Origin of the sequence: Streptomyces sp. NBC_00178, assembly GCF_036206005.1 — a bacterium.
GTDB lineage: Bacteria > Actinomycetota > Actinomycetes > Streptomycetales > Streptomycetaceae > Streptomyces.
This window is the reverse complement of sequence record NZ_CP108143.1, coordinates 905469-931883: the sequence shown is the minus strand read 5'-3', so window position 1 is coordinate 931883 and position 26415 is coordinate 905469. Positions and strand designations below refer to the sequence as shown.

General features: G+C 72.4%; 16 protein-coding genes and 1 pseudogene. 7 read left to right on the top strand and 10 right to left on the bottom strand.

Annotated features, from left to right (window positions below; translation table 11 throughout):
• Positions 1-130: 130 nt before the first annotated feature.
• From OHT61_RS03880 to OHT61_RS03865, 4 genes are all read right to left on the bottom strand, one after another.
• On the bottom strand, positions 131-2092 hold the full coding sequence (locus tag OHT61_RS03880; protein ID WP_443049357.1) for an amylo-alpha-1,6-glucosidase: 1962 nt from the start codon (positions 2090-2092) through the stop codon (positions 131-133).
• Positions 2089-3477, bottom strand: coding sequence for an MGH1-like glycoside hydrolase domain-containing protein (locus OHT61_RS03875; RefSeq protein WP_443049356.1), 1389 nt, complete (start codon positions 3475-3477; stop codon positions 2089-2091). Before OHT61_RS03875 ends, OHT61_RS03880 begins: the two co-directional genes overlap by 4 nt.
• Positions 3474-4274: a sugar phosphate isomerase/epimerase family protein gene (locus OHT61_RS03870; RefSeq protein ID WP_329035051.1), complete on the bottom strand. Its 801-nt coding sequence runs from the start codon at positions 4272-4274 to the stop codon at positions 3474-3476. Before OHT61_RS03870 ends, OHT61_RS03875 begins: the two co-directional genes overlap by 4 nt.
• Before the next feature lie 73 nt (positions 4275-4347).
• Positions 4348-5394, bottom strand: coding sequence for a zinc-dependent alcohol dehydrogenase (locus OHT61_RS03865; RefSeq protein ID WP_329035049.1), 1047 nt, complete (start codon positions 5392-5394; stop codon positions 4348-4350).
• 136 nt (positions 5395-5530) lie between these two features.
• On the opposite strand from OHT61_RS03865, the gene OHT61_RS03860 reads away from it, so the two are divergent.
• From OHT61_RS03860 to OHT61_RS03840, 5 genes are all read left to right on the top strand, one after another.
• The gene (locus OHT61_RS03860) at positions 5531-6934 is read left to right on the top strand and encodes an ABC transporter substrate-binding protein (RefSeq protein WP_329035048.1); all 1404 of its coding nucleotides are present in this window, start codon (positions 5531-5533) and stop codon (positions 6932-6934) included.
• 33 nt (positions 6935-6967) lie between these two features.
• Positions 6968-7948 (top strand): carbohydrate ABC transporter permease, encoded by a 981-nt coding sequence (locus OHT61_RS03855; protein WP_329035046.1) that lies wholly within the window; start codon positions 6968-6970, stop codon positions 7946-7948.
• Between the two features lie 77 nt (positions 7949-8025).
• Positions 8026-8892, top strand: coding sequence for a carbohydrate ABC transporter permease (locus OHT61_RS03850; protein ID WP_329043080.1), 867 nt, complete (start codon positions 8026-8028; stop codon positions 8890-8892).
• Positions 8893-8983: 91 nt separating this feature from the next.
• Entirely contained in the window at positions 8984-10192 is a 1209-nt protein-coding gene (locus tag OHT61_RS03845) for an ROK family transcriptional regulator (RefSeq protein WP_329035044.1), read from the top strand.
• A 124-nt stretch (positions 10193-10316) separates the two neighbouring features.
• Entirely contained in the window at positions 10317-11225 is a 909-nt protein-coding gene (locus tag OHT61_RS03840; protein ID WP_329035042.1) for a Gfo/Idh/MocA family protein, read from the top strand.
• 57 nt (positions 11226-11282) lie between these two features.
• Here the strand turns inward: OHT61_RS03840 and OHT61_RS03835 are convergent, their stop codons facing one another.
• Positions 11283-13082: a sugar-binding protein gene (locus OHT61_RS03835; RefSeq protein WP_329035041.1), complete on the bottom strand. Its 1800-nt coding sequence runs from the start codon at positions 13080-13082 to the stop codon at positions 11283-11285.
• A gap of 313 nt (positions 13083-13395) precedes the next feature.
• The gene (locus OHT61_RS03830; protein WP_329035039.1) at positions 13396-15219 is read right to left on the bottom strand and encodes a SpoIIE family protein phosphatase; all 1824 of its coding nucleotides are present in this window, start codon (positions 15217-15219) and stop codon (positions 13396-13398) included.
• Between the two features lie 467 nt (positions 15220-15686).
• Between OHT61_RS03830 and tkt the strand changes: the two genes are divergently transcribed.
• Positions 15687-17861, top strand: a complete 2175-nt coding sequence (gene tkt / locus OHT61_RS03825; protein WP_329035037.1) for a transketolase — start codon at positions 15687-15689, stop codon at positions 17859-17861.
• Positions 17862-17918: 57 nt separating this feature from the next.
• Here tkt and OHT61_RS03820 read toward each other — a convergent pair whose 3' ends face one another.
• The 4 genes from OHT61_RS03820 to OHT61_RS03805 all read right to left on the bottom strand — a co-directional run bounded on the left by OHT61_RS03820 (position 17919) and on the right by OHT61_RS03805 (position 24153).
• Entirely contained in the window at positions 17919-20777 is a 2859-nt protein-coding gene (locus OHT61_RS03820; RefSeq protein ID WP_329035035.1) for an NHLP bacteriocin export ABC transporter permease/ATPase subunit, read from the bottom strand.
• A 1-nt stretch (position 20778) separates the two neighbouring features.
• On the bottom strand, positions 20779-23040 hold the full coding sequence (locus OHT61_RS03815; protein ID WP_329035034.1) for an NHLP family bacteriocin export ABC transporter peptidase/permease/ATPase subunit: 2262 nt from the start codon (positions 23038-23040) through the stop codon (positions 20779-20781).
• Positions 23037-23843 (bottom strand): HlyD family efflux transporter periplasmic adaptor subunit, encoded by an 807-nt coding sequence (locus tag OHT61_RS03810; RefSeq protein WP_329035033.1) that lies wholly within the window; start codon positions 23841-23843, stop codon positions 23037-23039. The genes OHT61_RS03815 and OHT61_RS03810 overlap by 4 nt, the downstream gene beginning before the upstream one ends.
• An 82-nt stretch (positions 23844-23925) precedes the next feature.
• The gene (locus OHT61_RS03805) at positions 23926-24153 is read right to left on the bottom strand and encodes a type A2 lantipeptide (protein WP_329035030.1); all 228 of its coding nucleotides are present in this window, start codon (positions 24151-24153) and stop codon (positions 23926-23928) included.
• A 639-nt stretch (positions 24154-24792) separates the two neighbouring features.
• Between OHT61_RS03805 and OHT61_RS03800 the strand changes: the two are divergent.
• A pseudogene (locus tag OHT61_RS03800) lies at positions 24793-26414 on the top strand (FAD-dependent monooxygenase).
• Position 26415: the final 1 nt, after the last annotated feature.

The window sequence follows — 26415 nt, the reverse complement described above, 5'->3', positions numbered from 1 at the left end:
TTAGGAACCGGCGGACCGGGAGCACGCACGGGACCACACGCGCGGCCGGCCCGGCCCGCGGCGGGGAATGCCGCGGGCCGGGCCGGCCGGGTGCCGGACCGCCCGGGGGAGGCGGGCCCGGCCGGAGGGGCTACGACGGGCCGCCCTCGCCCTCCCGCAGTGCGGTGAGGACGGCGAGGGGGGTCGCCGCCGCCCAGGCCTGCGGGGAGCAGGAGTGGGGATACGGGACCGGGCGCGGGTGCTGCGTCCGCGCGTAGCCGGCCATCACCTCGGGCAGCCGGTGCCCGTGGTGCGCCGAGGCGTCCAGCAGGCCGAGGGCGACCGTGCGCGCCTCGTCCTTGAGGCCGCAGCGTGCGAGGCCGAGCAGGATCACCGCGTTGTCGTGCGGCCAGGAGGTGCCCCGGTGGTAGGACAGCGGGTGGTAGCCGGGCTGCCCGGAGGCCAGGGTGCGGATGGCCCAGCCCGAGAAGAAGTCGGGCTCCAGCAGCCGCTGTCCGACCCGCCGGGCGTGCCGGTCGTCGAGGATGCCGGACCACAGCAGGTGACCGGCGTCCGACGCCAGCGAGTCGACCTGCCGGCCCTCGCCGTCCAGGGCGAGCGCCGGGAAGTCGGGCCCGGACATCCAGAAGTCCCGCAGGAAGCGCTCCCGCAGATCCTCGGCGGCCCTTTCGAGCCGCTCGGCGTACGGCGCGTCGTCCCAGAGCCACCGGGCGATCCGCGCGGTGCGCACCAGCGCGTCGTAGGCGTAGCCCTGTGCCTCCGCGACGGCGATCGGGCCCTCGGCCTGGGTGCCGTCCAGGAAGCAGATGGCTCCCTCGGAGTCCTTCCAGTTCTGGTTGACCAGGCCCTGGGGGTCGGGCGAGTAGACCAGGTAGCCGCCGTCGTCCAGGCCGCCGTCCCGGAACATCCAGTCCACGGCCGCGCGGGCCCGGCTCTCCAGCCGGGTCGCGAGGGCCGTGTCACCGGTCGACCGGGTGTAGCTGTCCAGCAGCACCAGGAAGAGCGGGGTCGCGTCCACCGCGCCGTAGTAGCGCCCGTAGGGCACCTGACGGAAGTGCGCCAGCTCGCCGTGCCTGATCTCGTGGACGATGCGCCCGGGCTGTTCGCCCCGGCCGACGTCGTAGCCGGTGCCCTGCGTCGCCGCGAGGGCGAGCAGCGTCGCCTCGGCGAGTGCGGGCCGGTAGGGCAGCGCGAAGAGCGAGGTGAAGAGCGAGTCCCGGCCGAAGAGCGTGAGGAACCAGGGGATGCCGGCCGCGGGGACGCGTACGTCCTCGCCGTCCGGTCCCGTGGCCGGCACCCGCAGGGCGGCCAGGTCGCGCAGTCCCCGCTCGCACGCGGCGGCCAGGCCCGCGGGGGCGTCCGCCGGCAGTGGCAGCGGTGCCCCGGTGAAGGCCTCCGTGTCGGCGGCCTGTTCGGCGACCGCCTCCGCGGGCGTGCCCGCGGCTGCCGGGGCCGGCGCGCCGTGCGCGTGCGCGGTGACGGTCAGCAGGATCTCGGCGGTGCCGTGGGCCGGCAGTTCGAGAAGCCACTCCAGCCGGTGGGCCGTGGGCTCCCCGTCGACCGGCCGGACGGCGGCCGGGGCGGGGGACGCGCCGACCGTCGTGCGCGAACTCCACTCGCCGCGCTCGTATCCGAACACGATGCCGTCGGGGAGGACGTCCGCCGTGCGCCGCGCCCCGGCCTTGTCGTAGCTGCGCTTGTCGGACCGCAGCTCGAACTGGTCGGCGAAGTCGGCGTCCGCGGTCAGCGAGAGGGTCGCGGAGACGGGCGCGGGGCGGTTGTTGACCAACCACAGACGCTCCGTCAGTACTGCTGTGCCCAGGGCCTGTTCGCGGAACACGGCGTAGGCGGCCGGCTCGTCCCGGGTGCCGGGCGGGGTGAGTACGCAACCGGCGGACTGCTCGCCGCTCGACGGAACCAGCACCGTGGGCGCGGTGCCGTCGACGGTCAGCGTCCACCGGCTCAGGTGCCGGGCGTCACGGTGGAACAGGCCGTCCGGGGAGGTACCGCCGCGGCCGGTCAGGCCGCCGTCGGCCCCGAGGACGACGAAGGTGCCCGCGCGGACCAGGGTGGTGTCCGCGGTGCCGTTCACGAGCGTGCTCCGTTCGACGGGGAGAGGGAGGCTCCGTCGTCCGCCGGTCCGGACGCGGCGAGCAGGTCGAGGGTGAGGGCCGCCGTCCAGCCGAACGCACGCGTCCCGCGCGCCTCCGCGGTGACCGGGTCCACGTACTCCGCGAAGGAGCTGCCGCCCGCCGCGCCGAGCATGGCCCCGCGCAGCGCGTCGGCCGCCCGGGTCCGCCCGTACAGCCGCAGACCGCGCTCCAGCAGCCAGTTGGTGTTGAACCAGGCGGGTCCGCGCCAGTAGCGGGAGGGGTCGAAGGCGTGCCCCTCGAAGTCGTACGAAGGTGCCATCGGGACCTCGCCGAGACGGAAGCCCCGGCCCTCCGCCGTGACGAGCAGGGCGTCCACGATGTCCTGGGGGAGCCCGGGGACGATCAGCGGGACGAGCCCGGCGACGCTGCGTTCGGCGATCAGCTCGCCGCCGACCAGGTCCCGGCAGAGGAACATGCCGTCGGCGGGCGACCAGAGGCGCTCCACCAGCGCGGCCGTGAGGCGCGCGGCGCGCGCCTCGTGGGGGGCGGGGTCCGCCCCCGTCTCCGCGGCGATCCGGGCGAGCGCGTGCTCCGAGACGATCAGGAGCGCGTTGACGCACGGGTCCTCGACGGCGAAGGAGTGCGAGCCCCGCACATCGGCGTAGCCGCTGTCGCGGTAGTCGGCCGCCAGGCGTACGTAGCGCCCGTAGTCCAGGTCGGTGGGACGCTCGGAGGCCTGGCCGTGGTCGAGGTCCGCACGCCGGTACGAGCCCGGGGCCGCGGGCTCGACGCGTTGCAGCGGCCCGTCCCAGCAGGGGCTGTTGTCCATGCCCGGCTCCCACGGGTGCACCATGGCGGCCAGCCCGCCGCCGCCGAGGTCGCGGGACCCGGTGAGGTAGTCGTGCCAGGCCACGAGCCGCTCGTACACCCGGGGCAGGAAGCCGCGGCTGCGCGAGGTCTCCGGGTCCGACAGGTGGACCAGCCACGCGGCGAGCGCGTGCACCGGCGGCTGCACGATGCCCGACGTCTCGGTCCCGGCGGGCGCGCCCGCCGCGGCGCCGTCGGCCGACGAACGCCAGAAGTCCGGACTGGGGAAGTAGGCGTCGAGGGGGACGGAGGCGTTGAACACGATGTGCGGCACGCGCCCGTCGGACCACTGGGCACCGAGCAGGCTCTCCAGTTCGCGCTGGGCGCGGCGCACGGACAGGTGGCGCAGCCCGATCGCGATGAAGGCCGAGTCCCAGCTCCACTGGTGCGGGTACAGGCCCCGCGACGGGACGGTCGAACCGCCGGTCCAGTTGGCGAGGAGTACCCGTGCCGCGCCGTGCCGAAGTGTCAGGTCATCGGCGACGGCGGGCACGGGGGTTTCGAGCAGCGACGTCACGCGCCGGACCTCCGCAGGAACGCGGGGATGGAGCGGACGGCCGCGACGGGGTCGCCGGTCAGCCGGCACTCGGCGGCGAGGTAGCCGTCGTAGCCGATGCTGTGCAGCGCGCCGATCCAGGCCGGCCAGTCCAGGTGGCCGGCGCCCGGCTGGAACCGGTTCGAGTCGCTGACCTGGGCGTGGCCGATGTACGGGGCGGCCGCGAGGATGGCGGCCGACGGGTCGGTCTCCTCGATGTTCATGTGGTAGCTGTCGATGCCGATGCGGACCGAGTCCAGGCCCACCGTGCGGATCAGGTCGACGGCCTGCTCCAGCCGGTTGACCATGTGGTCCTCGTAGCGGTTGAGCGGCTCCAGGTAGAGGCTCACGCCTTCGCGGCGCGCGTGCTCGCCCAGCTCGGTGAGACCGGCCAGCAGCACCTCGCGGTCCTGCTCCTCGGTGCGCGGCGGCTCGAAGGGCGGCAGCCGGCGCGAGAACATCCCGTACGAGGCGGGGGTCTGCACACCCAGGGCCCCGATCTCGGCCGCGACGCTGAGCTGCGACTTCATCTGCTCCAGGGCGTCCCGGCGCAGATCGTCGTCGAACGCGGCGAAGAAGTGGAGCATGTCGACGCAGACGGTCGGCATGACGACGCCGTCGGCGAGGGCCTGCTTCAGCTCGGGCAGCCGGTCGCGGAAGTGGAAGTCGCCCTTGGACCGCAGCTCGACGGCGTCGAAGCCGGCGTCCTGGGCGAAGGCCCACTTCTCCTGGAGCGTGTCGCCGGGAAGGAGCTGTTCCTGGCAGGCGGTTTTCAGCATGGGATGCCTTTCGGCGCCGACGGTGGGCGCGCTGGGGTCTGGCTGTTTCGTACGGGGTGGGGGACCGCGGGGGTCAGAACTCCAGCACGACCTGGAGGGCGTCGGCGGGGGTCTCGTCGAGCAGCACGTAGGCGTCGGCCGCATCGGCCACCGGGACGACGTGGCTGACCAGGGACTTCACGTCCACCAGGCCCTCGGCGACCAGCGAGAGGAAGGTCTGCTGGAGCCGCTCGACGGTCCAGCGCCCGGCGAGCTGCGGGGGCACTCCGCCGATCTGGGAGCAGATCAGCTGGACCCGGTTGTGGTGGAACTCGTCGCCGAGCCGCAGGCCGGCGCCGTCGCCCTGGTAGAACCCGGAGGCGACGACACGGCCGCCGACGGTGACGGAGCGGATGGCCTCGTGCAGCGCGGGGTAGACACCGCTGATCTCGATGGCGACGTCGGCCCCGGCCCCGCCGGTGGCTGCGCGGATGCTCTCGGCGACGCTGTCGGCGCGGGCGTTCAGGGTGCTGCGGGCACCGTACTCCCGGGCCGTCGCCAGCCGGCCGTCCAAGGCGTCGACCGCGGTGACGCGTGCGCCGTTGAGCTGGGCGAGGCGCGTGGTCAGCAGGCCGATGACGCCCTGGCCGAAGACGGCCACGTCCTCGCCGAGGTGGATGTCGGCGGCGAGGATCGCGTTGTACGCGATGGCGCCGACGCGGGCGAAGGCCCCCGCGAGCGGCTCCAGACCCTTGGGCAGGGTGTGGCCGACCATGCGCTCGGCCGGGACGATGCCCTCGCTGCGGTGGCCCCAGATGCCCCAGACCAGATCGCCGGTGACCGGCATCCCCGGGGTGCCGACCAGTTCGGGTGAGACCTCGGTGACCTCGCCGACCTCCGAGTAGCCCCAGCCGGCGACCGGGTACTCGATGCCGGCCGCGCCGTCCCGGAAGATCCTGGCCTCGGCGTCCCAAGTGCGCGTCAGATACGGGTTCGTACCCCTATAGGCGGTGAGTTCGGTTCCTGCGGAAATGCCCGAATAGCGAGTGCGGACTCGCAGGTGCCCCACGGGAAGCGGAGCGCTCTCGTGCTCGGCGACTTCGACCTGGCGGGGGCCGGTGAACTGGACGACGCGTTCCACGGGGAGCTCCGTTGGTGCTGGAAGGGGTGTTGCTCGCTGACTTCAGTCGAAGATATCTCAGAGTTATGTCTTGTCAAGAAGCAAAAGTGATGCTGAGATGCATCAGGAAAGTGCGTAAGTGGCGTGAGGACACAGCATGGTGATGAAGACCCGACGGTCGAAGGCGACCCTGCTCGGGCTCGCCGGGACCCTGGCTGCAGGTCTGCTGGCAGGCTGCTCCGGCAGCACAGGTGCCGAGCGGCCCGACAACAGGATCACGGTGTGGTCCCAGGAGAACCTGCCGCCGCGGATGGCCGCGACCCAGAAGGTCGTCGACCGGTTCGAGAAGGAGACGGGCGTCAAGGTCGACCTCGTCGGTGTGGACGAGACCCAGCTGCCGCAGCTGATCATGTCCGCGGCCGCTGCCGGCAAGCTCCCCGACGTCATCGGGGCCGTCCCGATGGGCCAGGTCTGGCAGATGTACGGCAACGGCCTGCTCAACACCGAGGTCGCCGACCAGGTGGTCAAGGACCTTCACCCGGAGACGTTCAACAGCAACGCGCTCTCACTCACCGCCGACGGCGGCACCCGGCTCGGGGTCCCCTCCGACGCGTGGCTCCAGATCCTCGTGTACCGCAAGGACCTCTTCGCCAAGGCCGGACTCGACGCACCCGACAGCTACGCGAGCGCCCTCAAGGCGGCCGCGAAGCTCGACAAGGGCGGCCGCGACGGCATCTCCCTGGCCTCCGACCCCTCGGACGTCTTCACCCAGCAGAGCTTCGAGGACCTCGCCCTCGCCAACGGCTGCGAGCTGGTGGACGAGGCCGGCGAGCCCGCCCTCGACTCCCCGGCGTGCCGCAACGCCTTCACCGCGTACAACGACCTCGCGCGCAAGCACGGCGCGCCCGGCAGCCAGACCGTGGACACCACCCGCGCCACCTACTTCGCCGGGAAGTCGTCCATGGCCGTCTGGTCGTCGTTCCTCCTGGACGAGATGGCCGGTCTGCGCGACGACGCGCTGCCCAGCTGCTCCGACTGCAAGAAGGACCCGAAGTTCCTGGCCCGCAACACCGGGATCGTGACCTCCCTCAAGGGCCCCGACGGCAAGGAGCCCGCCCAGTTCGGCGAGATCACGTCGTGGGCCGTCACCAGGACCGCGGAGACCGGCGCGTCCCGGAAGTTCATCGAATACATGATGGGCAAGGGGTACGCCGACTGGTTCGGCATGGCCCCCGAGGGCAAGATCCCCGTCCGCACCGGCACCCCGGAGAAGCCCGGCTCCTTCCAGCAGGCGTGGCGCGGCAGCGTCATGGGAGTCGACCACCGCGAGTCCATGCAGAAGGCCTACCCCCCGGCCCTCCTGGACCGGCTCGTCACCGGTGTCGGCGACATGAAGCGCTGGGGCCTCACCCAGGGGCAGGGCACCCTCGTCGGCGCCACCAACGGCGAGCTCCCCGTCGCCAAGGCCATCGGCGCGATGACCAGCGGTCAGATCTCGCCCGAGCAGGCCGCCAAGGAGGCCAACGACGAAGTGTCCGCCCTCCAGAAGTCCCTCCAGTAGCCGCAGCCGCTCCGTCACCGAGGTAACCGACCCATGAGCTCCATAACGAGCGGTGCGAAGAAGCGCCGCGTCCCACCGCAGAGCAGCAGCCGGCGCGAGAACCGGTCAGGTCTCGCCTTCGTCACGCCCACCTTCCTGGTGGTCCTGGTCGTGGTGATCCTGCCGATCCTGTGGACCGTCCTGCTCGCCTTCCAGAACGCCAAACTCGTCGACATCCAGCAGAACGGCCTCTTCGGCCGCTGGACCCTCGACAACTTCTCGCAGGTCTTCGGTTCGCCCGGGTTCTGGAGCAGCCTCGGCACCACGCTCCTCTACACCGTCGGCGCCACCGCGGGATCCGTGGTCCTCGGCCTGATCGCCGCCCTCGCGCTGCGCAGGCCCTTCCGCGGACGCGGAATCCTGCGCGCCGCGATGCTCCTGCCGTACGTCGCCCCCGTGGTCGCGGTCTCGTTCGTCTGGGAGGTCGCGCTCAGCCCGCAGTACGGCATCGTCAACGAGTGGGGCCGCAAGCTCTTCGGGTGGGACGACCCGATCGCGTTCCTGTCGACCCGGTCCTACGAAGTGGGCGTGCTCGGCGTCCACTTCCACATCCCGCTCGCGCTGCTCACCGTGATCGCCTTCGAGACCTGGCGCTACTTCCCCTTCGCCTTCCTCTTCATGCTGGCCCGCCTCCAGGCGGTACCGGCGGGACTGGAGGAGGCAGCCGAGGTCGACGGCGCCACGATCTCCCAGCGCTTCCGGCACATCCTGCTGCCGCAGCTGATGCCCGTCATCGCCCTGCTGTCCGTCCTGCGCTTCATCCTGACGTTCAACAAGTTCGACGACATCTACCTGCTCACCGGCGGCGGCTCGGGCACGGACGTCGTGGCCGTCCGCGTCTACGACTTCCTCACCTCGCGCTTCGACGTCGGCGCCGCGTCCGCTCAGGCCCTCGTCCTCGCGGTCGTGCTCATGGTCCTCCTGGGCGTCTATTTCAAGTTCTTCGGCAAGAAGGTCCAGGAGGAATCGGCATGACCACCCCCACGATGACCCGTGAACAGCCGGGACGCACCGCCCGCCCGGCGACGTCGCCCCCGCGTGCCCGGGGCCGCCTGACCCGCGCGCAGTTCGAGAACCGGTTCTTCGGTGTGCTGCGCTGGGTGGTGATCGTCTTCCTCGCGGCGATCACGATCGTGCCCTTCTACTACATGCTCCTGCTGTCGGTGAAGCCCATCGACTCCCTGCTCCTGGACCCGGGCAACCTCTGGGTGTCGGCGAAGGACTTCACCTTCGACACCTACGAGAGCGTCCTCAAGTCCACCTCCGACGGCGGCCAGGGCTTCCTGGGGATGCTGCTCAACTCGGCGCTCGTGGCGATCGCGACCGTCCTCCTGACCCTCGCGGCGGCCGTGCCCGGCGCCTACGCCGTCAGCCGCCTGAAGTTCTTCGGCAGCCGGCAGGTCAGCGCGCTCTTCCTCGCCGTGTACATGTTCCCGGCGACGCTGCTTGCCGTGCCGCTCTTCGTGATGTTCGCCAAGATGGGCCTGTCCGGAAGCCTCGTGGGACTCGCCATCGTCTACATCGCGCAGACCGTGCCCGTCTCCATCTACATGCTGAAGAACTACTTCGTCACCATCCCGTTCAGCATCGAGGAGGCGGCGGCGATCGACGGCGCGTCACGGCTGCAGACCGTACGCAAGATCATCCTTCCGCTCGCGCTCCCCACGCTCATGGCCACCGGACTGTACGTCTTCATGATCGCCTGGAACGAGTTCCTGTTCGCCCTCCTCTTCCTCGCGGCCGACCCCGACCGGTGGACGGTCTCCCTCGGCCTGCAACAACTGGCCAACGGCATCGAGGTGTCGAAGACCGTACTGATGGCCGGGTCGGTCGTCCTGACCATCCCTGTGGTACTCCTGTTCTTCTCCGCCGAACGGCTCCTCACCGAGGGCCTGACCAGCGGTGCGGACAAGAGCTGACGCCATGAGCCGGGTCCCCGGGACGACGGCCGGAAGGCCACCGGGGGCGGGCACGGGCACAGGCGAGACGGACAGGGCGAGGACGGCGGGGATGGCAGGAAACCAGGCCAGCGCGGGGCATCTGCTCCAGCTGATCCGCAGTGGCGAGGCGACCACGCGCGGAGAACTCCAGCAGGCGACGGGCCTCTCACGCTCGACGGTGGGACACCGGCTCGACCAGCTCTTCGGAGCGGGGTGGCTGCGAGGCGCCACCGGCACCTCCACCGGCGGGCGGCCCTCCGCCCGGCTGGAGTTCGACCCCGCGCACGCCGTGGTGCTCGTCGCCGACCTGGAGACCCGGCACGCCCGGGTCGCCGTGCTGGACCTCTCGGGCACCGTCCTCGCCGAGCACACCGGCACCCTCGTCATCGCGGACGGCCCCGACCGGGCACTGGACCAACTCGCCCGCTGGTTCGGCCCGCTGCTTGCCGAGGCCGCCGTCGGACCCGAACGGGTCTGCGGCATCGGGCTCTCCGTGCCGGGGCCGGTCGACTGGGAGACCGCCCAGATCGTGCAGCCGCCGATCATGCCCGGCTGGGACCGGTTCCCCGTGCGCGAGCGCCTGCGCGACGCCTGGACCGAGCACGTCGGCCCGATGCCGGCCGCCGGCCCGCTGCCGGTGTTCGTCGACAACGACGCCAACCTGATGGCGCTGGCCGAACAGCGCGCGGGGCACCCGGACTGCAGTGCCTTCGTCCTCGTCAAGGCGTCGACCGGTATCGGTGCCGGAGTCGTCGTGGGCGGCGAGGTCTACCGGGGCATCGACGGCGGAGCCGGCGACATCGGCCACATCCGGCTGCACGACCGCCCCGACGCCCTCTGCATGTGCGGTTCCTACGGCTGCCTCGCGGCGGTCGCCAGCGGCCGGTCCATCGCCGGTCAGCTCACCGCGGCGGGCGTGCCCACCGCTTCGGGGTCCGATGTGCGCGACCACCTCGCCGCGGGCCAGCCCGACGCGGTCCGGCTCGCACGCGAGGCGGGACAGCGCGTCGGCGAGGTGCTGGTCACCGTCGTCACCCTGCTCAACCCCGGGGTGCTGATGCTGAGCGGAGACCTGGCGAGCACCCCGTTCCTCACCGGCGTACGCGAACTCATCTACCAGCGGGCCATGCCGCGCACCACCGCCCATCTGCAGGTCGTCACCTCGGAACTGGGCGACCGGGCGGCGCTCACCGGGGCCGCCCGCATGGTCATCGACCACCTCTACGCCCCCGACCGGGCCGACGCCCGGCTCGCGGCCCTCGCCGGGGCCGGTGCCTGAGGGGCACGGCACCGGACCACCACCGGTGCGGCCCCGCCGTGTGCCCGCAGGGCCACCACGGCCGTGACCGGCGCCACCGGTGACCGGCCGCACCACATCCCCCGCAGAACCGACGGAGAGCACCATGTCCAGCACCACCCCCCTCACGCCCACCTGGTCCCACGAGCCCGTCCGCGTCGGTCTCGTGGGCGCCGGCCCCTGGGCGCGCACCATGCACGCCCGCATGCTCGCGACCGGCCCCGAGACGGTGCTGGCGGGGGTCTGGGCGCGTCGCCCGGAGGCCGCCGCCGAGGTCGCCGAGCCCTACGGAGCCCCGGTGGCCGCCTCCTTCGAGGAACTCCTCGACACCTGCGAGGCCGTGGCGTTCGCGGTGCCGCCCGCCGTGCAGGCCGCCCTCGCCCCGCGTGCGGCCGCCGCGGGCCGTGCCCTGCTGCTGGAGAAGCCGCTGGGCGCCGACCTCGACTCCGCGCGCGCCGTGGCGGACGCCGTCGCCGAGCACGGGGTGATCTCCCAGCTCGTCCTCACGAAGCGGTACCACCCCGTCACCCGCGCCTTCCTCGCCGAGGCGGCCACCCGCGAGGTGACCGGCGCCCGCTCCTGCTATCTGCACGGGGCCTTCCTCGGCGGGGAGTTCGCCACCTCCTGGCGGCTGGAGCACGGCGCCCTGCTCGACCTCGGCCCGCATCTCCTGGACATCCTCGACACCGCGGTCGCGCCCATCGTCTCCGTCCGCGCCGCGGGAGACCCGCGCCGCTGGGTCGAGCTCACCTGCGAACACGAGAACGGCGCGGTCAGCCAGGCGTCCCTGTCCGGCAGCGTGCGGCTACCCCAGGCCCGGACCCGCGTCGAACTCTTCGGCGCCGGAGAGGAACTGGTCTACGACACCGCCGGCATCGACCACGAGGAGTGCTGGCCGGTGCTCCGCCGGGAGTTCGCCACCGCCGTACGGACCGGGGCCGGAACCGGTATCGACGCGGCCCACGGACTGCGCATCCAGCGTCTGCTCGACCAGGCCGCGCGGAGCGCCGACTGAGGTCCGGCGGGCGGGGAGGTGGCGCCCGCGCGCACCCTCCCCGCCCGCCGAAGGCGCTCAGCCCCTGATCACCCGCGGTCCGCCCGCGATCGGCACACCCGTACGGCGGGCCTGGGCGAGTGCGGCGGGGGAGTCCTCGCTGCGCGCGGCGTCCGCGGGAATGCGGGGCCGGGCCGGGGTCGACGGGCGGTCCGCCGGGGGCGTGTAGCCCTCCAGCCGGGCCGTCCCCCAGACGTACGGGTCGGCCTGCGCGCTGCCGTAGGGCGCCCAGGCCAGCCGCGTCTGCCCCGTCCGGTCATCGGTGTCCGAGTCGTACACCAGCACGTTCAGCGCGAAGCGCTCGGGATCTGCGGCCGCCGGAAGCTCGCCCAGGGGAATCCTCACCTCGACGGTGTAGCCCCGGTAGGGCTCGGTGACCGTGCTGACGACCCGCATGCCGGGAGCGGTCATGGAGGCCGGGCCCTGGTGGTTGTCGGCGTCGCGCCCCGCCTCGGGGCCCTCGCCGTCCGCCGTGAGCGGCACGATGCCGGTCTTGAACGTCACGGACGTGTCGTCCGCGTCGCCCCGGGGGTCGAGGGCGATCTCGACGGAGTCGGCGCGCCAGTGCCGCTTGACGTCGTCCCGGTCAAGAGGCGCCCCGGCCCGTTCGTCGGTGACGCGGACGAGGACGTACAGGTCGTCGTCGTGCCGGGACAGCTTGGCGGTCGCCGAGCAGTCGGCGGCGGTCGGCGTCTCGCCCTGCCAGTACCGCAGGGCCAGTTCGGGGCCCGGGTACTCGCCGTTCCCCTCGAGGCCGTTCAGTACGGGTGCGGTGGCCACCGCCGGAACGGTGGTCGTCGGGCGCGCCGGATACGGGGGCTGCACGTTGTTCGCCAGCCACGGCATGCCGGCCTTGTGCGCCCAGCCGCGGAACTCCGCGTACAGCGGGAGGAGTCCGGTCTGCCGGTGCACGGGCCTGCGGACGGGGCGCCCGCGGTCCGCCAGCACGGTGAACCACTCCGAGTTCAGCATCTCCGGATCCGACGGGGCCTCGGGCGGGAGGGTCCCCCATCCCTGGGTGCGGTAGTGCCGGGCGGCGCTGAGTCTGGCCTGCGCCCAGGTCGTACCGTGCCGCCGGGAGCGGTGACCCGACCAGAAGCCGACGACGGGGAGCCCTGAGTCCGGATCGGTCCGGTGCTGCGCGGCCGCCGCTTCGCCGAGGAGACCGTCGAAGCGGTTGTTCTGGGCCAGCAGCCGCCGGGGCTGCCAGACGTTCAGCCCTTCGTGGGCGAGTTGCCGGGGGAACGCGTGCCGGTCGCCGGCCAGCCGGAAGGCCTCGACCGCGAGCCTCGCCGACAACTGGTGTCCGCCGTGCTGGTCGAACGGCCTGGGGTCCATGGTGACCACCGTGTGAGGTGTGGTCTCCCGGATCAGCCGCACGATGCGCTCGAGGGTGTCCGGCTCGTCCCAGATCCGGGCGGTCAGCGGTGCCGACAGGGTGTACCAGAAGTCCGGCTTGTCGAGGTAGAAGATGTTACGGATGCCGGCCAGGGCGGTGGCCTCGCGTTCCTCGGCCTCCCGGATCAGGCCGAGTTCCGGCCCCTCCTCCGGGCCCACCGCGTTTCCGCCGCCCTCGCCGCGGGTCACGGTGACCACGCCCGTCTCCCATCCGTACCGCTCGCGCCACTGTCCCAGTGCGCAGAAGCTGAGCAGTTCGTCGTCGGGGTGGGCGCCCACGAAGAGGACGTCGTGGTGGGCGGGTTCGGTGCCGGGGGGAGGTGTCCGGCGGGCTTCGGCGGCGGCCGGCAGCAGCCCCGCCGAGGTGACGGCGGCGGTCAGCGCGGTCGACAGGACGGTTCTGCGGCGAACGGTGCTCATCTGCGGAGGACTCCCGTGCTGGTGGCGGCCCGGTGAGGGCGCCTCGCTCATGGTGCTGGTGCGGCGGGGCCCGCGTGAGTGGTGGCGCGCCTCGCCGTTATTTACTTGCCTAGGCAAGTAAACTATGAGGTCCGGTGCGCGGTCAAATGGCCCACCGCTCAGGAGCGGCCCACAAGTACCTTTTCCGCGGGTCGACTTGTGTGGGGCGGGGGGGCCGGGCGTCGCGGGGCCGACGCGATCCGAGGCTGGTGCCTCCCGCCTGCCGGACTCCGCGCAGCGCTCCGCCACGCCGCGGCCCGGACTGCCCGGTGTGTCAGGCGGGTTCCGAGGTGTCCCGCACCGGGGAGCCCTCGACATGCGAGCCGGGTGCGCCCCGGTCGGGCGCCGCCGGACTGTGCGCGTACTGCGGGGGAGCCTCGTGGGGGCCCGCCCCGACCCCCGCGGCCGGTACGCGGAGAACCAGCAGCGCCACGTCGTCGCCGCTGGGGTCGATGCGGGCGAGCAGTTCGTCGAGGAAGTCCTCGATGCCGAGCCCGGCCAGGTCCGAAGCGTGCCGGCGCAGGGCGGCGAGCCCCGCCTCGATGTCGCGGGCGCGGCTCTCCACGAGGCCGTCGGTGTAGAGCAACAGGGTCGACCGGGCCGGGAGTTCCGTCCGCGCGTCGGGCCAGCCCAGATCCATGTGCAGGGCCGAACTGAGGCCCAGGAGCGGGCCGTGTCCCTCCTCGAGGAAACGGGTGCGACCGTCCGCCGTGATCAGCAGGGGCGGCGGGTGCCCGGCATTGACCCAGTTGAAGTGCCAGGGCCCGCCCTCCGGGCCCTCGATGCGGCCGAAGACACAGGTGGCCATGGGGGCGTCGCTGGTGTGGGTCATCGCCTCGTCGAGCCGGCGCATGATCAGGCTCGGAGGTTCCGTGCGGTCCCACGCCAGGGCGCGGAGCATGTTGCGGACCTCGGCCATGTGGGCGGCGGCCTTGAGGTCGTGCCCCACGACGTCCCCGATGACCATCGTCAACACGCCGTCGCCGAGGAGGAAGGAGTCGTACCAGTCCCCGCCGATCTCCGCCGCGCTCTCGGCGGGACGGTAGCGGGCGGCCAGCCGCAGATGGTCGACCTGGGGCAGCGGGGTGAGGAGCTGCCGCTGCATGGTCTCCGCCACATGGCGCTGCTGCTCGAACAGCTCCGCCGCCTCCATCACGAGCCCGGCGCGGCGTCCGATGTCGGCGAGCAGGAAGAGTTCGGCTTCCGTGTACGACGCCCCGGCGGCCGCGCGTGCCACGGTCAGTGCGCCGAACACATGCCGCCGGGTGTGCAGGGGCACCACGACACCGCACCTGCCGCCCAGACGTTCGAACAGCTGCCGGTGGGCAGCCGCGAGCGGGGTGTCCGGCGGCTCCGCCAGGGCCGCCTCGTCCAGGACGACCGGGCGGAAGCTCCGCAGCGCCTGGACACCGGCCGAGCCCGACGACTCCGCCAGTGGCGGCAGCGGGCCCTTGAGCGCGTCGGCCGCCGCGGGGTCGTCCATGCTGCGGGCGGCGACGCGCCGCATCCCGCCCTTCTCGCCGGACGTGTGCACATCGACGACCGCCCAGTCGCCCATCTCCGGGACCAGCAGCCCGGCCAGCCTGTCCAGCATCTCCGGGGTGTCCGTGGTGGAGATGAGGACCGTGGAGACCTCCGCCACCATGGTCAGCCGCGCGGTGAGTCCCTCCAGGGCCGCCAGGTGGGCCGCGGTCTGCTCCGCCGCGTCGCGGTGCAGGCTGAAGTCGTGGAAGACGATCACCACGCCCTTCAGGCGCCCCTGGTGCCGCAGCGGGGTGGCCGCCCAGATGACCGGCACCAGACTGCCGTCCCCGCGCAGGAACAGCTCGTCACTGCCCTCGTCCGGCCGGCCGCTCTCCAGTACGGCGAGCATGGCGCACCCGGCGCGCGGGAAGGTGCCGCCGTCCTTCCGGCGGTGCAGCAGGTCGTGCATGTCGTGACCGAGGAGCTGGTCCCTCGAACGGCCGAGCATCTGCTGCGCCCGGGGATTGGACGCGGTGAGCGTGCCGCTGGTGTCGATGACGAACACCCCCGCGCCCAGGCTGTCGAACACGGTCCGCATGAGGCCCAGCTCCAGCAGCCCGTCCTCGTCCCTCATGGCGTGCCCCCGTGTCCTCGGGGGCGGCGTGCCCCGGCCGGTGCCGGGAGGCCGGCGGGTTCCCACCCGGGCGTCCTGCCGTCCCTCGCCGCGAACGCCGCTTCCCCCGCCGTGACAGCCGTTTGGGAAGTCATGCGCTCATGCCCTTCCGGTCGATGCGCCGGCCGGAGCAGAGAACGTTCCGTCCGGGGAGCGGCCCCGCCCGCGGGCGGGCCACGTCTTCGCCCATCATTCATCCGCCCGGCCCGTTCCGCCGCTCGGGACGCGATCTCCACGGGCCTGCCCGGCGCCCGCGCGGGTAGGCGACCGGGCGACGGGACAGGTGTCGCCGCCACCCGCAGCGGCCGCTCGCCGCCCGGGCCCGCTCCGGGTGCGGGCGGGGACGAGGGAACAGAGGATGCGAAGGGTGGCGAGCCGCACCGAACGGCCCCGTCGTCAAGAGATGCCACATCCGAGGGAGACAACCCATGGCGCCCGAGCGATCCTCTTCCGGCAGCACCCGTGACCCCGGGCTCGCGCTCCCTGTGGCGGAACGGGCCGGCTGGACCGACGTCGACGTACGGGCGGTGGACACCGTCAGGGTCCTGGCCGCCGACGCCGTACAGAAGACGGGCAACGGCCACCCGGGTACGGCGATGAGCCTGGCGCCGCTCGCCTACCTGCTGTTCCAGCAGGTCATGCGCCACGACCCCGAGGACGACCAGTGGCTCGGCAGGGACCGCTTCGTCCTCTCCTGCGGCCACTCCAGTCTGACGCTCTACATCCAGCTGTACCTGGCCGGGTACGGCCTGCAGATGGAGGACCTGAAGGCCCTGCGCACCTGGGGATCGGCGACCCCCGGCCACCCGGAGTACCGGCACACCCGGGGCGTGGAGATCACCACCGGGCCGCTCGGACAGGGGCTCGGCGCGAGCGTGGGAATGGCCATGGCGGCCCGCAGGGAGCGCGGACTGCTCGACCCCGACGCCGCCCCCGGCACCAGCCCGTTCGACCACCACGTGTACGTCCTCGCGTCCGACGGCGACATGATGGAGGGCGTCGCCTCCGAGGCATCCTCGCTCGCCGGCCACCAGCAGCTCGGCAACCTCGTGGTGTTCTACGACTCGAACCACATCTCCATCGAGGACGACACCGACATCTCCTTCAGCGAGGACGTCCCGGCCCGCTACGCCGCCTACGGCTGGCACACGCAGACGGTGGACTGGACCCGCACGGGCGACTACGTCGAGGACGTCGACGCGCTGCTCACCGCGATCGAGGCGGCCAAGGCGGAACGCTCACGCCCCTCCCTGATCATGCTGCGCACGATCATCGGCTGGCCGGCACCGACGAAGCGCAACACGGGCAAGGCACACGGCGCGGCCCTGGGGGACGACGAGGTCGCCGGCACCAAGCGGCTCCTCGGCTTCGACCCCGACGTGTACTTCCCCATCGAGGACGACGTCCTCACGCACACCCGCAAGGCGGGGGAGCGGGGCAGGGCGGCCAAGGCGGAGTGGCAGAAGAGCTACGAGGCGTGGCGCGGCGCCGACAGCGGGCGGGCCGCGCTCCTGGACCGGCTGCGGAAGCAGGAACTGCCGGACGGATGGACGGACGCCCTCCCGGTGTTCCCCGCGGACCCCAAGGGCATGGCCACGCGCAAGGCGTCCGGCGAGGTGCTCACCGCCCTCGCGCCGGTGCTCCCCGAGCTGTGGGGCGGTTCCGCCGACCTCGCGGGCAGCAACAACACCACCATGGAGGGCGAGCCCTCCTTCGTCCCGTCCGACCGGCAGACCTCGGAGTTCGCGGGCGGCCCCTACGGGCGCACCCTGCACTTCGGCATCCGGGAGCACGCGATGGGGGCCGTCCTCAACGGAATCGGCCTGCAGAGCCTCACCCGTCCGTACGGCGGCACCTTCCTCACCTTCAGCGACTACATGCGTCCCGCGGTGCGGCTGGGTGCCCTGATGCGGCTCCCCGTCACCTACGTCTGGACGCACGACTCGATCGGGCTCGGTGAGGACGGCCCCACCCACCAGCCCGTCGAACACCTGGCGGCCCTGCGGGCGATTCCCGGCCTCGACGTCGTACGCCCCGGCGACGCCAACGAGACCACCGTCTGCTGGCGGACGATCCTGGAGCACACCGACCGCCCCGCCGGTCTCGTGCTGACCCGGCAGAACCTGCCCGTGCTCGACCGCGGGGACGGTGCCCACGCCTCGGCCGAAGGTGCGGCGCGCGGTGCGTACGTCCTCGCCGACTCCGCCGAGGCCACACCCGACGTCATCCTGGTGGCGACGGGCTCGGAGGTCGAGATCGCGCTCGACGCGCGCGCCCGGCTGACGGGCGAGGGGCTGGCCGTACGCGTGGTGTCGATGCCCTGCCGTGAGTGGTTCGAGGAGCAGCCGCAGTCCTACCGGGACGAGGTGCTGCCTCCCGGGGTGCGCGCCCGGGTCAGTGTCGAGGCGGCGGTCGGCCAGGGCTGGCGCGAGGTGGTCGGCGACGCCGGCCGGATCGTGAGCCTGGAGCACTACGGTGCCTCGGCCGACTACCAGCGCCTGTACGAGGAGTTCGGTATCACCGCCGAGGCCGTGGAGGCGGCGGCGCACGACAGCATCCGGGACGCCGCGGACGTCGCGGTGCCCGGCGGCCGCAGGGACTGAGGCCCCCGCCGGGACCGGGCGGGAGCCGGACGTCCTCCCGGCCCGGCGGCGGACGGTTCAGGCCATCTGGCGCCGCACCAGCTCATGGAGCTGCCCGCCCGTGTCCGCGAGGAGCAGGGCGGGCGGCCCCTGCTGGACGACACGGCCGTCCGCCATGACGATCACGCGGTCGGCGTCCAGGACCGTGGACAGCCGGTGCGCGATCACGACCCGGGTGGCCCGCAGCGACCTGGTGCTCTCGATCACCGTCCGCTGGGTCTCGTTGTCCAGCGCGCTGGTCGCCTCGTCGAAGAACAGGATGCGCGGGCGCCTCACGAGGGCCTGCGCGATCATCAGCCGCTGGCGCTGTCCGCCGGAGATCGCCCCGCCGCCGGAGATCATCGTGTGCAGGCCCATCGGCATGCGCTTGATGTCCTCGGCGAGACCCGCCATGGCGGCGGCCTCCCACGCCTCCTCCTGTGTGAAGACCTCGGCGCCGCAGATGCAGTCCAGGATCGACCCCGACAGCGGCTGGGCGTTCTGCAGGACGACCCCGCACTGGCGGCGCACCGCGGCCTGGTCCAGCGAGGCGAGGTCCTGGCCGTCGTACAGGACGCTGCCCGACACGGGCCGGTCGAAGCCGATGAGCATCCTCAGGAGCGTCGACTTGCCGCACCCGCTGGGTCCCACGATCGCGACGAACTCGCCCGGCCGCACGGTCAGCGACACGTCGTCCAGGACCACGGGACCGTCGTCCGTGTAGCGGAAGGTGACACCCCTCGCCTCGATCTCCCCGGACAGCGGCCCCGGCTGCGTGCTGGCGCCCCGCACCTCGGGTGCCTCGTCCAGCACCGGCTTGATCTGCTCGAACATCGGCAGGACGGCCGCCGCCGACACGAAAGCGCCGGTGAGCTGGGTGACCGCGGTCAGCAGCATCGTCACGGACGTGTTGAAGGTCAGGAACTCGCTCGCCGACAGCGAACCGCGCGCCGGACCGGCCAGCAGCATGAAGACGGCCAGGGAACACAGCGGCAGATAGACCGCGTTGAGCACCGTCGTCGCGTTCTTGATCCGGCCGGCCCGCTTCTGCAGCTCACGGCTCCGCGCGAACTCCGCCGCCCACGCCCCGTACGCGAAGCTCTCCGCCGCGGCGACGCGCAGCTTCGGCAGGCCGCGCAGGGTCTGGAAGGCCTGGTTGTTGAGCTTGTTGCCCAGCTCGACCAGCCTGCGCTGCCAGCGCAGTTCCCACATGCCCATGGTGAGGAACACGCCGGCGATCACCACCAGCATCGCCACGGCGGTGAGCGCCAGCGGGACACTGAACCACAGCAGCAGCCCCAGATTCATGGCACCCAGCGTGCCCGCCTGCACCACGACGGGACCGGTGCCGGACAGCACCCGCCGGATCGCGCTGACCCCCATGGCCGCGCTCGCCAGTTCCCCGGTGGACCGCTCGGTGAAGAACCTCGTCGGCAGCCGCAGCAGCCGGTCCCACACCGCGGGTTGGAGGGTGCTCTCGACACGTCCCTCCATCCGCAGGATCGTCAGGTTCTGCAGCAGCGTGAAAGCGGCCGACACGACGCCGGCGATGATCACCGCCAGGGAGACCTGCACGATGAGTCCGGTCCGGGCCTCGGGCACGTACACGCCGAGCACCCGGCCCGTCGCGACCGGCACCAGTGAGCCCAGGGCGACCGTCACCAGTCCGGTCAGCACCAGCCTCCGCAGATCGGTCCGGGTGCCGAAGAGAGCGAAGCGCAGCAACTGCCCTCTGCCCAGCGGCCGCTCGGGCAGCGGCCGGTAGAACATCACGGCCCGTTCCTCGAACTCCTGCGCGCTGTCCGCGTCCACACGGGCGCGCCGCCCGGTCAGCGGGTTCACGGCCTCGTAACGGCCGCGGCGCCACAGCAGCGCCACGGGTGCGCCCGACGCCGCACGGTGCCCCACGAGCGGGCCGGCGTCCGTCCGCCACCAGCGGCCGTCCAGCCGCACGGCGCGCGTCCGGACGCGCGAGGCGACGGCGACCTGCTCGACCGGATCGATCCGGTCGCTGACCGCGCCGCCCGTCGCGGGCGCGGAGAGCACGATCCCCGAATCCCGCGCCACCAGCAGGCAGGCGGCGTACACCGCGTCGTCCGAGGCACCCGCCGAACGCGGGGCACCCTTCCCCGACCGGCCCATCGACGTCAGCAGTGCCTCGTCGGCCTCCTTGCGGACGGCCTCGCCCGCCTTCAGCCCGGCCGCGGTCCGGTCCTCGTGCGCCCGCTCCAGCTGCTCGATCCAGCGGTCCAGCGCCGACAGCAGACGGAACTGCTGATTGACCATGCCCTGCCACATCGCGGCGTCGACGAGCAGATCACCGGCCGCCTCGGCGCTGAAGGCGGCGCCGTACTGCACGTCCCCCGGCGACACCGGCAGCCACAGGACGTCGTCGTCGCCGACCGCCTCGTCGACCGTGGTCCGCCCGTCGAGCGGGGCCTCGAACAGGACCTGCCGACTGCGCCCCACACCGAGCGAGAACGCGTGTTCCAGCAGGCTGAGCGTCGCGTCGCCGGTGTCGTAATGGCTGCGGAACTGCCCGTCGAAACCGCCCTGGTCCGGGTGCGCGGGCCGGTACAGCTCGCGCAGCGCGATCCGGCGCAGCTCGCAGTGCTGGAGCGGGCGGCCGACCAGCGTGTGCCGGGGGCCCTCGACCGGACCCAGGACGAGGGCCCCGGGTTCGAGACGGCCCAGGAAGTGCCAGTGCCCCTGCGCCGCCGCGTCCACCGCGAACAGGTCGAGGGCGCCGCCCGTGACCAGCCACAGCACCTGCGGTCCCTCCAGCGGGAGACTCCGCAGGCCCGTGCAGTCGACCGGTGCGCCGAGTGTCCCCAGCGCGTCGATGACGGGGTCGAGCCCGGGGGCGGTCGTGGCCGGGAAGGGGTGTGCGGATGCCATGTCAGTGCTCCCTGACCAGTTCGGCGTACGGGCCCCCGGCAGCCACCAGGTGCTCGTGCCGGCCCCGTTCCACCACCGTCCCGTGGTCCAGGACCACGATCTCGTCGCTGTCGCGCACCGTGCTCAGCCGGTGCGCGATCACCACACAGGCACAGCCGCGCCGCCGGAGGTTGTCGATGATGACCCGCTCGGTCTCGGCGTCCAGCGCGCTCGTGACCTCGTCGAGCACCAGGACGCTGGGACGGCGTACGAGCGCCCGGGCGATCTCCAGGCGCTGGCGCTGCCCCCCGGAGAAGTTGCGCCCGTCCTGCTCGACACGGCTGTGGATGCCCCGCGGGCGCCGCGCCACCACGTCGTACAGCGCGGCGTCCCGCAGCGCCTCGGCCACCGCTTCGTCGGGGACCGACGGGTCCCACAGCGCCACGTTGTCCCGGACCGTGCCCTCGAAGAGGAAGACGTCCTGGTCGACGAAGGAGACCGACGCCGCCAGTGCGCCCCTGGGTATGTCCTCCAGTCGCCGTCCGTCGATGCGGATCACCCCCTCCCAGGGGCTGTAGAGCCCCGAGATCAGCCGGGACACCGTCGACTTGCCACTGCCCGAACCGCCGACCAGAGCCACCTGCTGTCCCGGGCCGACCGCCAGCGAGAATCCCGTGAGCAGCGGCTTGTCGAGCGGGCTGTAGCCGAAGGTGATGTCCTCCAGCGTCACGTGGCCCTTCAGCCGGCGGGTGCTCTCGGCGGGCTCGCGGCGCGAGTACAGCGGATCGACCGGGAAGTTCTCGACGTCCTTGAGCCGCGCCACGTCCGCCGCGAAGTCCTGGACGCGTCCGGCGATCCCGTTGAGCCGGGTGACCGGTGCGGTGAACCTGGTCACCAGCGCCTGGAAAGCCACGAGCAGACCGATCGAGATGTGCCCCTCGACCGCCCTGAGCCCGCCGATCCACAGGATGAGCGCGCTGTTCAGCGTCGCGAGGAGCGGGGCGACGACACCCAGCCAGGCACTCGGCACCCCGAGGCGCTGCTGCTCCTCCAGAGTCGTCGCGTGCTGGCCCGCCCACCGGCGGAAGTAGCCGTTCTCACCGCCGGTGGCCTTCATCGTCTCGATCAGCTGGAGGCCGGTGTACGAGGTGTTCGTCAGCCGGGCGCTGTCGGCCCGGAGCTTCTGCGTGCCGGTGGCCCTCAGCCGTACGACGATGCGCATCGCCACCACGTTGAGCAGGGCGATCCCCACCCCGATGACGGTCAGCTGCGTATCGTACGTCCACAGCAGGAACGCGTAGAGCAGGACGACGATGCCGTCCACGCCCGCGGCGGTGAGGTCCCGGGCGAGCGTCTCGGCCACCGCGTCGTTCGACTGCAGCCGCTGGACGAGATCCGCTGGGCTGCGCTGCGCGAAGAAGGTGACCGGCAGCCTGAGCAGGTGCCGGAAGAAGCGCGCGCTGCCGAGCGTGGACGAGATGATGCGTCCGCGCAGCAGGTTCGCCTGCTGCAGCCAGGTCAGCGCGACGGTGAGGGCCACCATGGTGCCCATCGCGGCGAACAGCAGCCCCAGCAGGGAGGTCTGCTCGCCGATCAGGAACATGTCGATGTACGTGCGGCTCAGGGCCGGCAGCGTCGCCCCGACGGCGACCAGCAGCAGGCTGGCCAGCAGGGCGACCAGCATCGTGCCGGTGGTGCCCCGCAGCCTGGCGGGCAGGGCCGCGAGGACCCCGGGTCTGCGGCCTCCGCGGCGGAAGTCCTCGCCGGGTTCCAGGACGAGGACGACCCCGGTGAAGCTGGTGTCGAAGTCCTCGGTGGGCACGAACCTGCGGCCCTTGTCCGGGTCGTTGATGTGCACGCCACGCCGCCCCAGACGGCGACCCATGCCGTCGTACACCACGTAGTGGTTGAACTCCCAGAACAGGATGGCCGGTGCGGGGACCTCGGCCAGCGCGGCGGGTTCCATCTGCATGCCCTTGGCCCGCAGTCCGTAACCGCGCGCGGCCTTCAGCACGTTGCTGGCGCGCGAACCGTCACGCGAGACGCCGCAGGCGATGCGCAGTTCCTCCAGCGGCACGTGGCGCCCGTGGTGCCCCAGCACCATGGCCAGCGAGGCGGCACCGCATTCCACGGCCTCCATCTGGAGCACCGTGGGGGAGCGCACGGTCCTCGTCCGTCCCGGCTTCGGGGCGGGACGCGACCGGCGCCCGCTCTCCGGCCGGTGTCTGCCCCGGCCGGACGGCGGCAGCTGCTGCGCGGCGGGGGACGGGTGGGGTGCGGTCACGGGAGCAGCCAATCGATGGGGCGCTGGTCGGCCAGGCGCACGGAGCCGGTGGCGAGGGTCATGGAACCGATCGCGTACGGGGGGCCCTCGGCCGAGGACCACCGGTAGCCGGACTCCGTGGATCCCGAGCGCTCGATCCGCACCAGGACGGCGAGCGGCCGTCCGTGCCGGGAGAACTGCGCCCCGAGCTGGGCGTCGCCGAGGAAACGGGTGATCTGCTGACGCGTCTGCGGCGCCCGGCCGACCGCGGCCACCTTGCCGCGGAGCACGCCGTACCGCTGGGCGGGCACCGACTGCACGGTGAGGTCGACCTTCGCGCCCACCGGGACCGACGCCGCGCTGCCGCCGTACACGTACAGCAGGACGACGAGGGGGTCGTCGGGGCCCTCGATACGCTCGACGCTCGCCACGTCGGCGCCCGTCGCCACGACCGCTCCGATCGTCGCGGTGACGGAGGTGAGACGGCCGGCGCCGATGGTGCGTACGACCTTCTCACCCTCCTGCGTACGGACCCTGAGCAGGGGGGCGTCGGCGGGCAAGGTGGCTCCCTCGTCCGCCAGCACCTCGGTGATCTGGCCGGCCACCGGGCTCTGCAGGACGTAACTGCCGCGCGCGTGCGTGAGGATGCCGGGCGCGTCGAGTGTGCTGGCGACGGACCCCGTCACGGCCCAGAGGCAGGCGGCGGCCATCACGGCGACGGTGACGCAGAGGACGAGCAGCCCCTGGGGGCGGGCGAAGCGCACCGGGAGGTCGAGCTGTTCGGGCGACTGCAGTTTGGAGAGCGCCTGTTGACGGAACTGCACGGAACTCTTCCCTCACCTGTCGGCGGTCGGCACCGAGCCCCGGAACCGACGGGTTCCGGGGCTCGGTGGATACTGCCGTCTCTCAGAGACCGGCGGTGAGGCCGGAGGCCAGGCCGGTGACCGCGCCCGTGTTCACACCGGTGGCCGACTCGACGAGACCCGTGACCGAGCCGACGATGCCGGAGACCGGGACGATGCTGTCGACGGTGCCCGTGACGTTGCCGGCGAGGCCGCCGATGAGGCCGCCCGAGACGTTGTCGAGGTCGCTGTCGGAGATCTCGGCGGTCTCGACCTGGGGGGTGTAGTTCATGATGAGCGCTGCCCTTCGTATGGAAATTGCTTCCATACGGAAACCGGGGGTGCGGCTTCCGTATGGGCCAGGATCAAAGCACGACCGTGCCGCGCACAGCGAATCCGACGGCGGCTGATCCGTCGCCGATCCGGCCTCGAAATCGACTTTCGTGCAGAAGTGTTCATTTCATGGCGGCAGGTCCTTCACGAGATTCGGGCGTGTGCTTTCCCGGCCGGTCCGGCCGCGGGCGTCCCAAGTGGGGCACTCCCGCCCCAAACGCCTCGCGCAGTGGTCCGGACCAGCGGCTATGACCCACGTGGTGTGATCGCTGTGCGCACACGGTGTGCAGATCCGCCCGAGTTCCGGGCCCCAGGAATGGGCACAGCCGGTATGAGGACCGTTTCGGTGGCCGGTCGCATTCACGGTGCCGAAGAAGATGAACAAGGCTCTCTTTTTCGGTGGCCTCCGAATATGGGCGGAGTGCCGGTATGAAGCATTTCTCGCGTTGTTGTGTTCGTGACCCCACTTTCTCCTCCGAGATATGGAGAAGGTGTGGCGTGTTGCGGTCGCCGGTGAATGAAGCGTGCGGCGCGAAATGGACATACCGCTCATGGTGTGCTGCATTGGAATGAAGTCATCCGGCCCTGGGAGGTGCCCGTGGTGGACGTCGACGTGCTGATCGCGGGGGCGGGGCCGGTGGGTCTGACGGCGGCCGCCGAGCTGTGCCGAAGGGGCGTCAGGTGCCGGATCGTGGACCGCCTCCCCGAGCGGCTGCCCTATGCCAGGGCCGTGGGGGTCCAGCCCAGGACCCTGGAGATCTGGGACCGGATGGGCATGGCGCGCGAAGCACTGGAGGCGGCTGTCCCGATGCGGGGCCAGCTCCTCTACGTCAACGGCGCCCAACAGGCGCGGATCGACCTGGAACTGCCCCCGGAGGTGCCCTACGGCTTCGCCGCCCTCCCGCAGTACGACACCGAGCGCCTCCTCGCCCAACTCCTGGTCCGCTGGGGCGGGGAGATCGAGCGGAGCACCGAACTCCTCTCGTTCGAGCAGGACTCCGGCGAGGTCAGGGCCGTCCTCTCGGCACCCTCCGGACGCACCGAGGAACTGACGGCCGGATACCTCCTGGGCTGCGACGGCGCCCACAGCGTCGTACGCAGGACCCTGGGACTCCCCTTCGAAGGCGGGTCTCTCTCCCCGAGGAGTACATGCTGGGCGACGTCGAGGTCGACTGGGACCTGCCCGACGGATACGGCGTCCGGTCCACCCATGTCGTCGACGGGCGCACGGACGACCTCCTCGTCTGCATCCCGCTGCCCGGTGACCGCCGCTACCGGATGTCGATGCCGACGCCCCCGGAACTCTCCCGGGCGGGCGCGAACGGCGCCGGCGGTGTGTCACACGGCCTGAGCGGTGACCAGGGCCCGCTGCCGGGGATCGAGCACATCCAGGCGGTGCTCGACCGGCTCTCCCCGCATCCCACGACCGCCTCGGCGCTGCGGTGGTCCTCCGTCTTCCGCATCAGCCACCGCATCGTCGGCCGCTACCGCGAAGGACGGGTGTTCGTGGCCGGGGACGCGGCGCACATCCATCCGCCCACGGGCGCCCAGGGGATGAACACGGGCATCCAGGACGCCTTCAACCTTGCCTGGAAGCTCGCGGCGGCCGTCCGGGGACACGCCGGTCCCGGCCTGCTGGAGAGCTACGACGCCGAACGCCGGCCCGTGGGGGAGGAGGTCGTCGCGCGGACGCTGCGCCACGCACGGGCCGGTATCGGAAGCGAACCCGAGGACCGCACGACGCTGCTGCTCCGTGAGGCCCAGCTCCTGCTCGGCTACCGCGGCGGCCCGATCACCGGGCCCGGCCCGGCCCCGGAGGGCCCGGCCCCCGGCGACCGGGCGCCCGACTGCGGCGGCCTCGTCCACGCCGTCGCCGCGTTCCCGGTGCGGCTGTTCACCCTGCTGAGGGAGCGGGACCACACGCTGCTGCTGTACGCGGAGCGTGAGGAGCACGCCGCGGTGTTCGGCGCGGTGGCGGCCGAGGCACTCGGCGCCGCGCACGGCATGCTGAACGCCTGCGCGGTCCTCGGTCCCGGGGTGCGGGCGCCCGCACCGGGTGTGCCCGCGGTGCACGACACCCTCGGTGAGTTCCGCCGCTCGTACGGCGCCCGGGGCGGCGAGGCGTTCCTGGTGCGTCCCGACGGGTACCTCGGCATGCGTACCGGAGCCACGGGCGGACCGGAGGTGGCAGCCCACCTGTCCGCCCTCCTCGGGACGTGAC